Source organism: Microbacterium pratiae (genome assembly GCF_047302165.1).
Lineage (GTDB): Bacteria > Actinomycetota > Actinomycetes > Actinomycetales > Microbacteriaceae > Microbacterium.
The window spans coordinates 729,493-743,534 of sequence record NZ_CP154843.1 but is presented as its reverse complement, the minus strand read 5'-3'; the positions used below and the strand labels follow the sequence as shown (position 1 = coordinate 743,534).

16 protein-coding genes are annotated in these 14,042 nt (G+C 69.1%); 8 read left to right on the top strand and 8 right to left on the bottom strand.

Annotated elements, in window-relative coordinates; genetic code table 11:
• Positions 1–8: 8 nt before the first annotated feature.
• The gene (locus AA0Y20_RS03530; RefSeq protein WP_412937510.1) at positions 9–533 is read left to right on the top strand and encodes a GNAT family N-acetyltransferase; all 525 of its coding nucleotides are present in this window, start codon (positions 9–11) and stop codon (positions 531–533) included.
• Positions 534–613: 80 nt separating this feature from the next.
• Positions 614–1,714 (top strand): GntR family transcriptional regulator, encoded by a 1,101-nt coding sequence (locus AA0Y20_RS03525; RefSeq protein ID WP_412937508.1) that lies wholly within the window; start codon positions 614–616, stop codon positions 1,712–1,714.
• Between the two features lie 50 nt (positions 1,715–1,764).
• Here AA0Y20_RS03525 and AA0Y20_RS03520 read toward each other — a convergent pair whose 3' ends face one another.
• The 5 genes from AA0Y20_RS03520 to AA0Y20_RS03500 all read right to left on the bottom strand — a co-directional run bounded on the left by AA0Y20_RS03520 (position 1,765) and on the right by AA0Y20_RS03500 (position 7,488).
• Complete coding sequence (locus AA0Y20_RS03520) at positions 1,765–2,892, bottom strand: glycoside hydrolase family 76 protein (protein WP_412937507.1); 1,128 nt, start codon at positions 2,890–2,892, stop codon at positions 1,765–1,767.
• A gap of 64 nt (positions 2,893–2,956) precedes the next feature.
• Positions 2,957–4,207 (bottom strand): ABC transporter substrate-binding protein, encoded by a 1,251-nt coding sequence (locus AA0Y20_RS03515; protein ID WP_412937506.1) that lies wholly within the window; start codon positions 4,205–4,207, stop codon positions 2,957–2,959.
• 49 nt (positions 4,208–4,256) lie between these two features.
• Positions 4,257–5,222: a carbohydrate ABC transporter permease gene (locus tag AA0Y20_RS03510; protein ID WP_412937505.1), complete on the bottom strand. Its 966-nt coding sequence runs from the start codon at positions 5,220–5,222 to the stop codon at positions 4,257–4,259.
• Positions 5,219–6,166, bottom strand: coding sequence for a carbohydrate ABC transporter permease (locus AA0Y20_RS03505; RefSeq protein WP_218125786.1), 948 nt, complete (start codon positions 6,164–6,166; stop codon positions 5,219–5,221). The genes AA0Y20_RS03510 and AA0Y20_RS03505 overlap by 4 nt, the downstream gene beginning before the upstream one ends.
• Positions 6,163–7,488 carry a glycoside hydrolase family 125 protein gene (locus AA0Y20_RS03500; protein ID WP_412937502.1) on the bottom strand — a complete coding sequence of 442 codons (1,326 nt, stop codon included), beginning with the start codon at positions 7,486–7,488 and terminating at the stop codon, positions 6,163–6,165. Before AA0Y20_RS03500 ends, AA0Y20_RS03505 begins: the two co-directional genes overlap by 4 nt.
• A 195-nt stretch (positions 7,489–7,683) precedes the next feature.
• On the opposite strand from AA0Y20_RS03500, the gene AA0Y20_RS03495 reads away from it, so the two are divergent.
• Positions 7,684–9,201 (top strand): glycoside hydrolase family 76 protein, encoded by a 1,518-nt coding sequence (locus tag AA0Y20_RS03495; protein ID WP_412937500.1) that lies wholly within the window; start codon positions 7,684–7,686, stop codon positions 9,199–9,201.
• A 7-nt stretch (positions 9,202–9,208) separates the two neighbouring features.
• Here AA0Y20_RS03495 and AA0Y20_RS03490 read toward each other — a convergent pair whose 3' ends face one another.
• On the bottom strand, positions 9,209–10,051 hold the full coding sequence (locus AA0Y20_RS03490) for a response regulator transcription factor (protein WP_412937499.1): 843 nt from the start codon (positions 10,049–10,051) through the stop codon (positions 9,209–9,211).
• Between the two features lie 108 nt (positions 10,052–10,159).
• Positions 10,160–11,182, bottom strand: a complete 1,023-nt coding sequence (locus tag AA0Y20_RS03485; protein WP_412937497.1) for a hypothetical protein — start codon at positions 11,180–11,182, stop codon at positions 10,160–10,162.
• 203 nt (positions 11,183–11,385) lie between these two features.
• Between AA0Y20_RS03485 and AA0Y20_RS03480 the strand changes: the two genes are divergently transcribed.
• The 5 genes from AA0Y20_RS03480 (at position 11,386) to AA0Y20_RS03460 (ending at position 13,456) form a co-directional block, all read left to right on the top strand.
• The gene (locus AA0Y20_RS03480; protein WP_412937496.1) at positions 11,386–11,775 is read left to right on the top strand and encodes a VOC family protein; all 390 of its coding nucleotides are present in this window, start codon (positions 11,386–11,388) and stop codon (positions 11,773–11,775) included.
• A 161-nt stretch (positions 11,776–11,936) separates the two neighbouring features.
• The gene (locus AA0Y20_RS03475; RefSeq protein WP_412937494.1) at positions 11,937–12,083 is read left to right on the top strand and encodes a hypothetical protein; all 147 of its coding nucleotides are present in this window, start codon (positions 11,937–11,939) and stop codon (positions 12,081–12,083) included.
• A 94-nt stretch (positions 12,084–12,177) separates the two neighbouring features.
• A complete protein-coding gene (locus AA0Y20_RS03470) occupies positions 12,178–12,399 on the top strand; it encodes a hypothetical protein (RefSeq protein ID WP_412937492.1) in 222 nt (73 codons plus the stop codon).
• A gap of 43 nt (positions 12,400–12,442) precedes the next feature.
• Entirely contained in the window at positions 12,443–12,838 is a 396-nt protein-coding gene (locus AA0Y20_RS03465; protein ID WP_412937491.1) for an ester cyclase, read from the top strand.
• A gap of 30 nt (positions 12,839–12,868) precedes the next feature.
• Positions 12,869–13,456: a DUF1349 domain-containing protein gene (locus AA0Y20_RS03460; protein WP_412937489.1), complete on the top strand. Its 588-nt coding sequence runs from the start codon at positions 12,869–12,871 to the stop codon at positions 13,454–13,456.
• Here the strand turns inward: AA0Y20_RS03460 and AA0Y20_RS03455 are convergent.
• Positions 13,392–14,042 carry a hypothetical protein gene (locus AA0Y20_RS03455; RefSeq protein WP_412937488.1) on the bottom strand — a complete coding sequence of 217 codons (651 nt, stop codon included), beginning with the start codon at positions 14,040–14,042 and terminating at the stop codon, positions 13,392–13,394. The genes AA0Y20_RS03460 and AA0Y20_RS03455 overlap by 65 nt on opposite strands.

Here is a 14,042-nt window from a genome sequence, read left to right as displayed (position 1 = left end):
ATCTGGTCGTGCCCATCGACATCCGCCCGCCGAGACCTGACGAGCTGAGCCTCCTCGAAGACATCGAGAACGACGCCGACGCCCTGCTCCGCGACCTTCTCGACCCGCCGACCTGGTGGCCGGCGCCGACCGGCGCGTCGCGTGCCGACGAGGCCGGCTTCCTGCTGGTCGCCGATGTCGGCGAGGGCGGTGCGGGCGGCGCCGGCGTGATCGCCGGTTTCGTCCATGTGCTCGAGGCCGACGGCCACGCTCACCTCGAACAGCTGTCGGTGTCGCCCGAGCATGGGCGCCGAGGGTACGGCGGCAAGCTCGTCGAGGCGGCGATGACGTTCGCCCGCGACCGCGGCCACGACCGGATGTCGCTCCGCACCTTCGCCGACGTGCCCTGGAACGCCCCGTTCTACGAGCGCCTCGGCTTCGTGGTGACCGAACCGCGTTCGGAGTTCGAGCTCATGCTCGTCGAGACCGAGGAGCGCATGGGGCTCGACGCCCTCGGCCCGCGCGTGCAGATGACCGCGGATCTGCGGTCGTAGCGAGCCTCGCCACGACCGGCGGATTTCGACCACCAACCCTGTAGATTAAATATAAGAATTCCAGCCGGAGGAGGATCGGGATGCTGTACAAGCGCGTGTACGAATCGTTGCGTCTGGCGATCACCAACGGCACCTACCCCGTCGGCGAGCGCCTGCCCTCCGAGGCCGAGCTGTCCAAGCAGTTCGACGTGAGCGCCATCACGGTCAAGCGGGCACTCGAGCTGCTGCGCAGCGAGGGGATGATCATGCGTCGTCCGCGCATCGGCACGGTGGTGACGAGCGCGACCGCGACGACCGTCCCGGCCGCGGGGTCGGAGGTCTCGACCCGCCTGCTGGGCTGCGTCCTCACGAGCTTCGACGACACGTTCGGCAACAAGATCATCGAGGGGATCCTCGCCGCGGCGGGCGCCGACACCCACGTCATCTTCAAACGGTCGGGCGGCGACCTGGCCGAGGAGGACGCGTGCATCCGCTCCCTCGTCGACGCCGGCGTCGAGGGGCTCGTGCTGCTCCCGAGCTCGTCGGAGTACATCCCGCCCGCCGCCCTCGAGCTCGTCGCGCGGCGGTTCCCGCTCGTCATCCTCGACCGCCTGTTCGACGGCATCCCGGTCTCGGCCGTCTGCTCCGACAACCTCGGCGGGGGACGCGCGGCGACGGAGCACCTGCTCGAGCTCGGGCACCGCACCGTCGGGTTCGTAGGACCGTCGAGCCACGTGTCGTCGAGCGACGACCGTCGCAACGGGTACATCCACGCCCACGCCATGAACCACCTGCCCCTGGAGAACCGCGCGGAGCTGCAGACGCTCGAGTCGACGGTGCCCGGCAGCACCGACACCGTCGAGGACGACATCGAGCGGCTCATCGCCTTCGTCGGCGAGCATCCCGACATCACCGGCTACGTCGCGGCCGAGTACAACATCGCGCTCATGCTGCGCGAGGCCTGCTCGCGGCTCGGACTCAGCATCCCGGGCGACGTGTCGGTCGTCTGCTTCGACCACCCCGACGCGTTCTTCGACACAGGCCTGTTCCGCTTCACCCACATTCGGCAGGCGCAGACGGAGCTCGGCGGCCGCGGCATCGCCTCGCTGCAGCAGCAGATCGCGCGCCCCCTGGCGGTCGAGAAGGTCGTGCTGCCCACCGAGCTCGTGCTGGGCGCGTCGACGGCGCCCCCTCGCGACTGAGGGGGCGCCGTCGGGCACGGAGCGGATCGCGGCGGCGCGGCTGATCGGGCCTAGGCGCCGACGACGGAGCCGACTGCCGCGGCGGGGCCCGCGGCTACCGTCTCACCCGCGGACTCGGCGCTCTCCCGTCGCGCGCGCTGCTCGATCGCGAAGATCGCGCTGACAGCGGTGGAGTACGGGATCCACTCCCCCGCCGACTCCGACCAGTCGTTGCCGGGACGCAGCCGACCGTCGACGACGCCGGTTCGCCAGAGCTCGTCGGTGCTCGCCCGCAGGAACGCCTCGAGCAGCGCCCGCTCGTCGGCGAAGCCCGGCTCGTCGGCGAGGACCGCGAGCACCTCGCCCAGGTAGCGGTAGTAGACGCCCTTGAACAGGCCCTCGTCGCCGCCGTCGCCCTCGTCGCGGAACACCGAGCCGTCGCTCAGCTCGCGGACGGCGGTGACGGCCGTCCGCACGGCACGCTCGAGGAACGCGCGGTCGCCCGTCAGCCGGAACAGCTCGACCGCCGCTCCCGCGTAGAGCCCCTGGTTGTAGGTGAAGCGCCACTGCGTGTCGACGGCGCCGTCATCGTTGCGATTGACACCGTCCTCGACGAACCCGTCGGGTCCGACGAGGTTCGCCGTGAGCCAGTCGAACGCCCGATGGGCGTAGTCGAGGTGGTCACCGGACGCGTCGAGCGCGTTCAGCCTCGCGCCGAGGATCACGAGCGGCCCGTTGGCCGGCGTGTTCTTGTACGCCAGCTGCTGCTTCCGCCACGCGAGGCTCCACCCGAGCGTCTCATTCCAGCCGTGCTCGATGACGTGGTCCCAGATCGCACGGGCGTCGTCGAGGTGGCGCTGCTCGCCCGTCGCGGCGTGGAGCCGTTCGAGCGCGAGGCCGAACCAGAGCATGTCGTCGAAGTAGTCGTTGAACAGCGAGCCGCCGTTGCGTCCGACGATGTTGTCGCGCGCGGCGACGGCCGCATCAAGCCACTGCTGGTCGCCCGTCCGCAGCCAGGCGTCGAGGCGGGCGTCGATGACATGCGCCAGCCACCAGTAGTTGAACACCTCGGTGTCACCGCGGTCATGCGGGTGGCTGTTGGCGAGGAACTGGATGCCGGGGACGCCGAAGAAGTGGTCGAGGCTCTCCTGGGCGACATCCGCTCGGGACGACCAGACGATCGCTGCGGGACGGGTCATGCGTGCTCTTCTCTCTGGATGGGGATGTCGGCGGCCTCTCGGGCCGAGACGAGGGAGGGTCGCGTCATCGGTTCTTCGCGAGGATCTGATCGCCCTGCTCCCGCGCGTCTTTGAGCGCCTGCTCGGCGGAGATCTCGCCGGACATGAACCGCTCGAGAGCAGGCACCAGCGCCTTGCCCTCGACGTCCGAGAAGCCCTGCACGTTCGGCCGGGCCCCGGCGTAGTTCATGGTCTCGATGAAGGCCGCGTAGTGCTCGTCGTCGGTGAAGTAGGGATCGTTCGCGGCCTCGATGTTCGCGGGGATCCAGCCGGAGATCTCGCCGAAGGCGACGCCGTTCTCCGCCTCGGTCGTCCACCACTTCATGAACTCCCAGGCGCCCTCGGCGTTCTTGGCGCCCTCGGGGATGACGAGCCCGAAGCCGCCCATGTACGCGCCGGAGTCGCCGTCGGGACCGGCGGGCGGCTGCGCGACGCCGTAGGTCAGCCCGTCGACCTTGTCGAGCGTCGAGAGCGCCCAGGGGCCGTCGAGCTTCATCGCGGTGCGCCCCTCGGCGAAGGCGTCACCCGTATCGCCGAATCCCTGTGCGTAGACGCCGTCGTCGAGCAGGCTCTGCCAGAACTCGAGCACCTCGAGGCCCTCCGGGCTGTTGAAGGCGGTCTTCGTCTCGTCGTCGTTGAGCAGCTCACCGCCCGCTTGCGCGAGGTACATGCTGAACAGGCCGGGGTCGCTCAGGTCGAAGCCCGACTGCACGAGCTTGCTGCCGTCGCGCTTGGTCAGCGCCTGGGCTGCCGCCTGGAGCTCGTTCCAGTTCGTCGGCGCCGCGACGCCGGCTTCGTCGAGCAGTGCCCGGTTGTAGACGAGCGAACGGTTGTCGACGAGCAGGGGAAGGCCGTAGAGCTTGTCGTCGACCTCCATCTCGCCGAGTGCCGGCTCGTAGAAGACGCTGGTGTCGACGGAATCCTCGGCGATGAAGTCGTCGATGGGAGCGAGCGCTCCCTTCGGGGCGTAGAGCGAGGTCTGATAGCGGTCCCACAGCACGATGTCCGGCACCTGGCCCCCGGCAAGGGCCGTGAGGAGCTTCTCCTCGACGAGCTCCTGCGGCACGTAACTGACCTCGTAGTCGTCCTGCGCCTCGTTGAAGCGGGCGGCCTGAGCCTCGAGCTGGGCGACCTGATCGCCCGACCACGAGCCCCACATGACGACGGGCTCGGGTCCGTCGCCGCCGTTGCCGGCGTCGGAGCCGCCGCAGGCGGCGAGGGTCATGGTCAGGGTCGCGACGCCCAGCAGGGCGAGCGAGCGCACGGTGTTCTTCATCGGAATCTCCTGTGATCGGATGGTGTGGTTGCGGGTGGGAGAGTGTCGTCTACTTGGTGCCGACGTGCGCGACGCCCTCGATGATGTATCGCTGGGCGAAGAGGAACACGAGCAGCACGGGCAGGCTCGCGACCACGGTGCCGGCCATGAGCGGGCCGAACGCGGTCTCGTAGTTGTTGACGAACGACGCGAGCCCGACCTGGACCGTCATCATGTCCTGGCTGTTCAGGACGATGAGCGGCCACAGGAAGTTGTTCCAACCGGCCTGGAAGCTGATGATGCCGAGCACGGCGAGCCCGGCCTTCGCGAGCGGGAAGTAGATGAGCGCGAAGATGCGGAACTCGCCGGCGCCGTCGATGCGCGCCGCCTCGCCGAGCTCGTCGGGCAGGGTCTCGAAGAACTGCTTCATGAAGAAGACCGCGAACGCGCCCGCGGCGCCCGGGATGATGACGGCCCAGTAGGTGTTGATGAGACCGAGGCCGCCCTGCCCCAGGATGTCGTTTCCTCCCGCGAACGGGATCGACCGCAGGATCAGGAACGACGGGATCATCGTGATGATGCCGGGGATCATGAGCGACGACAGGAAGACCGCGAACACCGCCGTGCGGCCGCGGAACCGCAGCTTGGCGAGGGCGTAGCCGCCGAGCGCGCCGAAGAAGATGTTCGTCGCCGCGCCGCCGATGCCGAGCACGAGCGAGTTCACGAAGTACCGCCCGAACGGCACCTCGTCGAACACCCGGACGTAGTTCTCGATCGTGGGGTTGTCGGGGATGAGCGACAGGGCGCCGGAGAGGATCTCGGAGGCCGGCTTGATCGACGTCGAGATCGTCCAGACGAGCGGTGCGACCGTGACGATGCTGACGAGGATCACTCCGACGTACCAGGCGACCGTCCCCGCGCGCTGCCGCGGCGTCCGTGGACGGGCGGTCGGAGCCGCCGCGACCGGCGTCCGTGCCGCGAGGGCGGTCTGGACGGCGCTGCCGCCGTCCACGGAGCCGTTGAGCGTGTTCGTCATCGGACGCCTCCCCGATTCGTGAGTCGCGCGTTCACGAGGGAGAACACGAGGATGATGAGGAAGAGGATGAACGACAGCGCCGAGGCATAGCCCATCTCGAGGGCCCCGAACCCCTTGTTGTAGATGTAATAGACCATCGTCACGGTGGAGTTGCCCGGCCCACCCTTGGTGAGGACGTAGGCCTGGTCGAAGACCTGGAACGCGCCGATGATCAGCAGCGTCGATACGAGGAACGTCGTGCGCGTGAGAGACGGCAGAGTGACGTACCGGAACTGCTGCCAGGCGTTCGCGCCGTCGAGACGAGCGGCCTCGTAGAGCTCGCCGGGAACGCCCTGCAGTCCGCCCAGGAAGATGATCATGTTGGCGCCGAAGCCGGCCCACACGCTCATCATGACGATCGCGATCATGGCCCACTGCGACTCGTAGAGCCACGCGGGGCCGTCGATGCCGAACCAGCTCAGCACGACGTTGAGGAGGCCGTTCTGCGGGTTCAGCATCCAGAACCAGATGGTCGCCGTCGCCACCGTCGACGCGACGACGGGGATGTAGAAGAGCGTGCGGAAGATGCGGACGGCCCGCTGCCGCCGGTTGAGGAGCAGGGCCGTGCCGAGCGCGACGACCAGACCCGCCGGCACGTAGAGCACCGTGTAGTACGCGGTGTTGCGCAGCGCGATCCAGAAGAACGGATCGACGGCGATCTCGGCGTAGTTCTGCAGGCCGAGCCAGTCGAAGTCTCCGACGATGGCGTAATCGGTCAGGCTCAGCACGAGCGCGATCGCGATGGGCAGCGCCATGAAGACGAGGAAGAGCACACCCGGCACCAGCAGGAACAGCCAGGCGCTCCGGGTCATCTGCCGGGCCGACGGGTTGCCGGGGCGGTGCGCACGACGAGGGGCGGGTGCCTGTTCGGCCGAGCTCGGCCGCACGGCGGTCGACGCGCTCATGACCGCCGCGCCCCGGCGACGGCGCCGCGGGTCAGCACGCGCAGACCCGCGAGGTCGAGCACGAACTCGCAGAACATCGCGTTCGCCCACGAGAACCACTCGCGCGTGAACGTCTGGGGGTCGGTCGCGAGGAACGACTCGTGCATGAGCCCGGTGCCGGCGTCGGTGTCGAGGAGCAGCCGCAGGATGCGGCTCCGCTCCTCCTCGTCGGAGGTCGTGAGCCCCTCGATGCAGAGGCCGATGGGCCAGATGTGACCGGCGGGCGTGTGCGGGCTGCCCAGGCCGCGCACGTCGCCGCCGTCCGGCAGGACACCGCGGACGAACGTCGGGTTCGCGTCGCTGAGGATGAAGCGGCGGGTCGCGAGATACCGGTCGTCGTCCGGCCGACACCACCCGATGAGCGGCAGGGAGAGCAGACTCGGCACGTTCGCGTCGTCGAGGAGCAGCGTTCCGCCGCGACCGTCGACCTCGTAGGCGTACAGCTCGCCGTGCTCGGAGTCGACGACCAGACCGTGCGCAGCGACCCCGCGCTCGATGTCGTCCCGCAGGTCGCGCGCGGTGCGGGCGAGCTCCGGATCGGCGAGCACGCTCTCGGCGATCTCGGCGATGTGGCCGAGCTCGACCGCGGCGAACATGTTGCCGGGGACGTTGTAGCCGTATGCGCACGCGTCGTCGCTCGGGCGGAACGCCGACCACGTCATGCCGGTCGGCACCGTCTCGGGGCCGCGGCCGTCGCGCACGAGCGTGTCGCTCGACGGGCAGTCGAACCGCTGGAACCGGTACGGCGATGCCGACTCGTGATCCTGCTCGACACGCCACAGCTCGATGATCCGGCGTGCGGCCTCGGCGAAGTCCGCCCCGAGATGATCCGTCCGACCGCTCACCGTCCACAGGTCGTGCGCGAGCTGGATCGGGTAGCAGAGCGAGTCGACCTCGTACTTGCGCTCCCACACCCAGGGCGAGCCGTCCGTGAGGTCGTCCTGGTGGCCGTTGCCGTTGGCCGCGGCATTGAAGGCGTTGGCGTACGGGTCGATGAGGACGAAGGCGATCTGTCTCCTCGAGACGGCGGCGATCATGTCGGAGATCGCGGTGTCCTCGGCGGCGAAGTGCAGGTAGGGCGCGAGCTGTGCCGTGGAGTCGCGCAGCCACATGGCGGGGATGTCGCCCGTGAGCATGAAGAGCGTCCCGTCGGGCATCGCCGTGAGCGTCGTGCCGAGGGTGTTCTCGAAGCAGCGCTCGAAGGTGTCGGCGACCTCGTCGTCGAGACGTTCCCGCACGCGATCGGAGACGGAACGGATGAAGGCCGAATGCACGTGAGCCACGTTGCTCCTTGGGTGGTGTCGGGCCCGCCCGGCGGTGGACGGTAGGCCCGAGTATAGGTCGGATCTCGCAATCCGTCTATTAAAACGTATAAATATGTGCAACGCTGTGTCCCGCGCGACCCGAGACGTCGAAGCCATGAGAAGGCGGCGTTGACCGGTCGGCAATCAATATGTTTTTTCAGCGAGGAGAGAACGATGAAGAGATCCATGACCATCCTCGGGGCCACGCTGCTCGCAGCGGCCCTGCTGGTCCCCCAACCGGCGCACGCGCTGACCTCGACCCAGTCCGAGACGGCCTTCGACGACTTCGTCGACGTGTTCTGGGACGACTCCGCGAACTACTTCTTCACATACAGCGACCATCAGATCCACCCTGAGCACGCGCACGGCCCGCAAGGCGGCCTGTACACGGACTACTGGTGGGAGGCGCAGCTGTGGGAGACGATCATGGACGTCTACGAACGCACCGGCAGCACCGACGCCCGCCAGATGATCGATGACGTCTACGACGGCTTCCAGGCGCAGTATCCGGACTTCCGCGACAACGACTGGAACGACGACATCGGCTGGTGGGCCCGCGGCGCCATCCGTGCGTACGAGCTCACCGGCGACGTCGAGTACCGCGACGATGCGATCGAGATGTTCGACTTCATCACGCAGTACGCCGACTCGACGTACGGCGGCGGCATCTGGTGGAAGAACGTCGACATCGGCGACGGCGAGCGCAACGAGAAGAACGTCGCCACCAACGCGACGGCCGTCTACACGGCGATGCGCATCTATGCCGCCACAGGCGACGTCTCGTACCGCGACCAGGCGCGGACCCTCTTCTCCTGGCTCGACGCGAACTTCTACGTCGGCGGCAAACTGCGCGACCACATCGAGGGCACCGGCCAGTTCGTCGACTGGGACTGGACCTACAACCAGGGCAACTACGCCGGCGCCGCCCTCGAGATGTACCTCGACTCGGGTGATCCCGCGGAGCTCTCGCGCGCGGTGGCCGCGGTCGACTGGGCCGTGGCGAACATGACCTCGTCGGGGACCTTCCTCTTCGAGGGTGTCGACGACACGGGCGGTTTCAAAGCCATCCTCACGCGTAACATCCGCGCGCTCATCGACGATGCCGGGCAGACGCAGTACGAGCAGCTGCTCACCGACAACGCGACCCAGGCAGCCAACCACCTCAACTCCGCGGGCATCGGGGCCTACGACTGGACCGCCCCCGCACCCGAGCTCGGCACGACCGCCATCCAGAGTCTCGCCGCGGCTGCGAGCGTCGCGGTCATGAGCCAGGCGACTCCCGACGGCTACACCGGCCCCGTGGAGGGCACCCGCGTCTATGAGGCCGAGAACACCGAGCGCTCAGGGGTGATCTCCGAGAGCGGGCAGTCGGGCTACAGCGGGCGCGGATACATCGGCGGCTGGATCGGCGACGGCACCGGGGCGACCTTCCACGTCAACGTGGCGGCCGCGGGCACCTACGAGCTGCAGTTCCATTACGCCGCCGCGGCTGGTGTCGCCTCGCGGGCCCTGACCGTCAACGGCGCGGCGACCCCGCTGTCGTTCCCCGCGACGTCCGGCTGGGGTGACTGGCAGACGCGTACGGTGACCGTCTCGCTCGATGAGGGGTACAACCGCGTGGACCTGCGTGTCGACAGCGCGTCGGGCAGCGCGAACTACATCAACCTCGATCGCATGACGGTCGCGGACTGACCCAGCGCTACCGGATCGAGTGGTGGTCGGCGGACCCGGCAGGTTCGAGGAGCCGATTGCCCCACGCGAAGGCGATGAGCTCGCTCCGCGACGAGAGCCCGAGCTTCTTCAGGATGCTGCCGACATGGGTCTTCACCGTCGTTTCACTGATGAACGCGTGGGCAGCCACCTCCGCATTGGACCGGCCCCGGGCGACGAGGTCGAACACTTCGCGCTCGCGAGTCGAGAGCGTGGCGAGCGCCTCGTCGGCGGGGTCGGCGGTCTCGGGGCGGGTGGGCGAAGACGTGCGCACCCGCCCGAGCCGCCAGCTGAGCCAGGCGCCGACCACGCTGAGCGTCACGCATAGTGCGATGGCGTCGAGACCGCCCGCCAGTTCCTTGCCGCTGATGGTCCCCCACCGGCCCGAGAGCGAGAGCGCGGGCACGGCCAGCAGCCCGCCGACGACGACCGCGGAGGCGAGCACCGCGGCCAGGGTCAGCCGTCGGCTGCGGATATCCGAGTTCCGCGAGAGGAACGCGGGCAGGGGCAGCAGGAGGACATAGCCGATCCAGCTCAGCTGGCTGAACCGGGCGGGCCAGAAGAGCACCTGCACGATGAGCAAGACGACCAGGAGCACCGTCGACCAGCCCGGACGGATGCGCGCGAGCGCGATCGCGCCGGCGAAGCCGACCATGACCGCGACGCCGTAAGCCGAGGTCGCGAAGGTGTCATCGCGCCCGAGCACGACGTCGAGACGATCGAGCTGCGCCATGCCGATCCAGATCGCGAGAGCGAGGAGCCCGGTGATCGGCTCGAGGGCGGGTCCGGCGACGGACCGCAGGCGCAGGGGCCACGTGGTGAGGCGTGTCATGGGGCGATGCTAAGGCACCGAGGCGGCTCGCTCGGGGTGAATCCGGCCACTCGGGCGCGAGATCATCCGAAGGTCGGACCCTCCTCCCGAGGTAGCACCCGCCTCGCGTCAGTAGTCGCGCGCCTCGTCGAACCAGCGCAACGCGTCGTCCGCGGTGACGCCGAGCTGGGCGGGACATCCCTGGGCTTGCAGCTGCAGCACCGCGTCGCCGACATCCTCGCGTTCGGTCGTCTCGATGCCGGGCACGCTGTTGAAGCGTTCGACGAAGGCGATGATCGCCGCGCGAGCGGCGCTGACGTCCTCTGCATCGGCGAGCGACGCGAGGGCGGCGTCGTACGCGGCATCGGCGATCTTCGCGCGGCGCACGTCCCACCCGGCGAACGGGCGGCCGTACTCCTGCTGCCACCACTCGGGCTTACGCAGCTTCACGACCGATGCGTAGTCGGCCCGCGGCCGCGTCTTCGCCCGTGCACGCATCTGCGATCGGAGGATCTTCCCGCCCGCTTCGTCGACGTTGAACGCGATGAACCGCTCCAGCGACGGCCAGGTGTCGAGCGACGGCATCCCGTCGAGGTCCGGTGCGAAGCGGATCTCGAGTCCGCGGAGCCCGTCGAGCTCGCTCAGCACCTCCCAGTCGGTGAAGCTCCCGTGCAGCGAGAGAGTCTCGATCCGGGTGAACTGTCGGAGCGAGGTCAGCGATATCGGACGACCGAACGGCGCGCCCGACAGCGTCACCGCGTCGACGTCTCGCAGCGGGCCGACGTCAGGGACGACGACGGGCTCGCTCGTCGTGCGTCCGAGCGCCGGGAGCAGCGCGAGCGCCCGCGGGAGCACCCCGTCCGTCCGAAGTCGGCCGAGGTCGCCCGCGACGCTGAGGTGGTAGACGTTCGGCATCGTCAGACGCAACGAGCCGCGCAGGTCACCCAGACGGAGGAAGAGGCTGTGGATGTCGGCGCCCGCAGCATCCACGTCGCGGTCGCCGGTGAACTCGGGCGTCCAGGAGAAGTTCTCGATGGGGCGGCGGCGCGCCCAGGCGAAGAAGCCGGAGTCGTTGCCGCGATAGGCGATGTGACGCGGCCACGGAGAGCCCGCAGGAGTCGCGAAGGGGTCGAACGCCGACCAGTCGATCACGTCGTCTGGTCCGACCTGCAGGTCTACCGGCTTCCCCCCACCCGGCCCCAGAGAGAGGTCCCCCCGCCCGGGCTGGATCGTGAGCACATGGCTGCCGGGACCGGTGAGATGTATTCGATACGACCCCCACTCGCTGACGGAACCCCGCCGCAGCATAGCCACCGCGGGACGAGGATGTCGGGCCGCTGCGCCAGACTGGACCCATGGCCGGTTTCCATCACGTCGAGCTCTGGGTCGGCGACATCGAGAGCGCGCGCACCGAGTGGGGCTGGCTGCTGCGACGCGTCGGCTTCGAGCTCGAGAGCACGTGGCCGCAGGGTGAGTCGTGGGCCGCAGGCGGCGCCTACCTGACGCTCACCACCTCACCGAACACGGTCGGCGCCGAGCACGATCGTCGGCGCCCGGGCCTGAACCATCTGGCGTTCCACGGCGGCTCCCCCGCCGAGGTCCACGCGATCATGACCGACGCCCCCGGTGCCGGCTGGACTCCGCTGTACGCGGAGCGCTACCCGCACGCGGGGGGCCCGCAGCATTACGCCGGCTGGCTCGAGAACGCCGCGGGCTTCAAGGTCGAGGTCGTCGGCGAGGTCTGATCAGCCCCGGAAACACCGCGACGCTCCTCCCATCCGGAGAAGTCTCGACGTTTCGCGTCACGTTCTGCGCCCATCGGCGTCCCACATGCATGACCACCATGATGATCGCCGATGAACCGAGACGCGGACGCCCCACCCGTGGCGAATCGCCCAGCATGCCGGTGACCGTGCGCCTCACGCACGAAGAGCGCGACGCCGCCATCCGTCACGGCTGGGAAGAGGGGATGGTGCTGTCCGAGACGATCCGCGCGGCTCTCCTCTACTGGATCTCGGCGCCGCTGGACGAGCGTCGCCGCTCCCGCACGTGACTTCCCGATCCCGCTGCGGCAATCCGGAATGCCGCGAGCTACCAAGACTCTGTGCACTTGCGCACAGCGCGCGCACCCAAAGGGGGGAGCAGCCATGCAGGCGTCGCCGCTGAACGAGCCGAGACGCGGACGCCCCACCCGCGGCGACTCGGCCAGCATCCCCGTCACCGTGCGCCTGACACCGGAGGAACGGGATGCCGTCGTCGCGCGCGGCTGGCAGGAAGGCCTGGTGCTGTCGGAAGCGATCCGCACCGCCCTTCTCTCCTGGGTCTCCTCGCCTCCCGGGAAGACGCGCTCCACGCCTGACGACGCCTGACCTCCCGCCGCCGACTGCTCACCCTCCCACCGATAATGGGCGGATGGAGCCGTGGGAGATGCACGCCTGGTACGCCGACTACCTCGAGGCCTGCAACCGCCACGACCTCGACGCCATCCGCTCCTTCGTCGACCCGGACGTGCGGCGAGCGCACCTTCCGGGCGGAGCCGACGCCTGGATGACCGATGTCGTCGAGGTGCTCGATGCCTTCCCCGACTGGCAGGTGCGCCGCATCCAACTGGTCGTCGAGGACGACCGCATCGCCGCGCACGTGCGCGCGAGCGGCACGCACACCGGTCCGTTCCGCGGCATCCGACCCACCCGACGTCACGTCAATGTCGCGGAGTTCGGGTTCCTGCGGCTGGCGGGAGGCCGCATCGTCGAGTTCGCCGGCACCACTGATCACGCCGCGCTGCTGACCCAGCTGCGCGTAGCGTGAGGGACACCGTCGATCGGAGATAGGACGCGCATGACCGACATCGAATGGTCCGAGGGCGAGTGGACCAACAAGCCCGCGCAGGCGGTGCGCGACGGCGACGAGCTGCTCGTCACGGCACACGAGGGAAGCGACGCGTGGCGCGTCACGTCGTACGGGTTCGTGCACGACGACGAGCACGCCCTGCTCGCACCGATGGCACCCGATACCGCAGTCGAGGTCGCGTTCGTGCTCGACTTCACCGATCAGTTCGATCAGGCGGGCGTCTTCCTGCGTGTCGACGACGAGACCTGGATCAAAGCCGGAATCGAGCACAGCGACGGCGCCGACAGTCTGGGCGCGGTCGTGACCCGGGGGATGTCGGACTGGTCGCTCTCCCCCGTCGCCGATTGGGCGGGTCGGATCGTCACGGTGCGCGCCAGCCGGTCGGGCGATGCCGTCACGATCAGGGCCCGGGTCGACGACGAGGACTGGCGTCTCGTGCGGGTGGCGCCTCTCGACCCGGATGCAGACGTCGCGGCCGGACCGTTCTGCTGCGCGCCGACGCGCGCCGGGCTCACGGTTCGCTTCGTGTCGTGGCGGAGCGCGCCCGCCGACGCGTCGCTGCATCCCGATCACTGAAGCGCCGTCGCGCCCACCGGTCGATGGCGACCGACGCCCACACGGCGGCGAGCCCTCCGACGATGACGATGCCCTGCATCGCCAGCGCGTAACCGCCGCTCGTGACGTTCGCCTCGACCAGTCGCGGACCGATGATCGGCGGCACGAGAGCGACGATCACGACGACCCACGACAGCGGATGCCGCCCCCGGGCGACCACCCAGCCGCCCACCCCGGCCAGCAGCGCGATGAACCCCTGATTGAGCACGACCTCCCACAGCGGGTCGAGGTGCGCGAGATGGCCGGCTCCGCGGAGCAGCCCGAAGGTCGCCCACAGGAACAGCGCGACGCAGGCGAGCGTCACTCCTCCGACGCGACGCATCGGCGAGGTGGGCAGCAGCGCGAACGCGGCGACGAGCGTCGCGACGACGAGCACGAACTGGAGCGTGTCGACGTAGGGCATGTCGTTCGTGATGGTGCCGGCGTACATCTCGGCCTGGACGATCGCGGAGAAGTCGGATGCGACGGCGAGGTAGGTCGCGAACATCGCCGCGACGACCGCGGCACCGTACCGGGCTCCTCGATCGAGACGCAGGCCGTCGTCCAT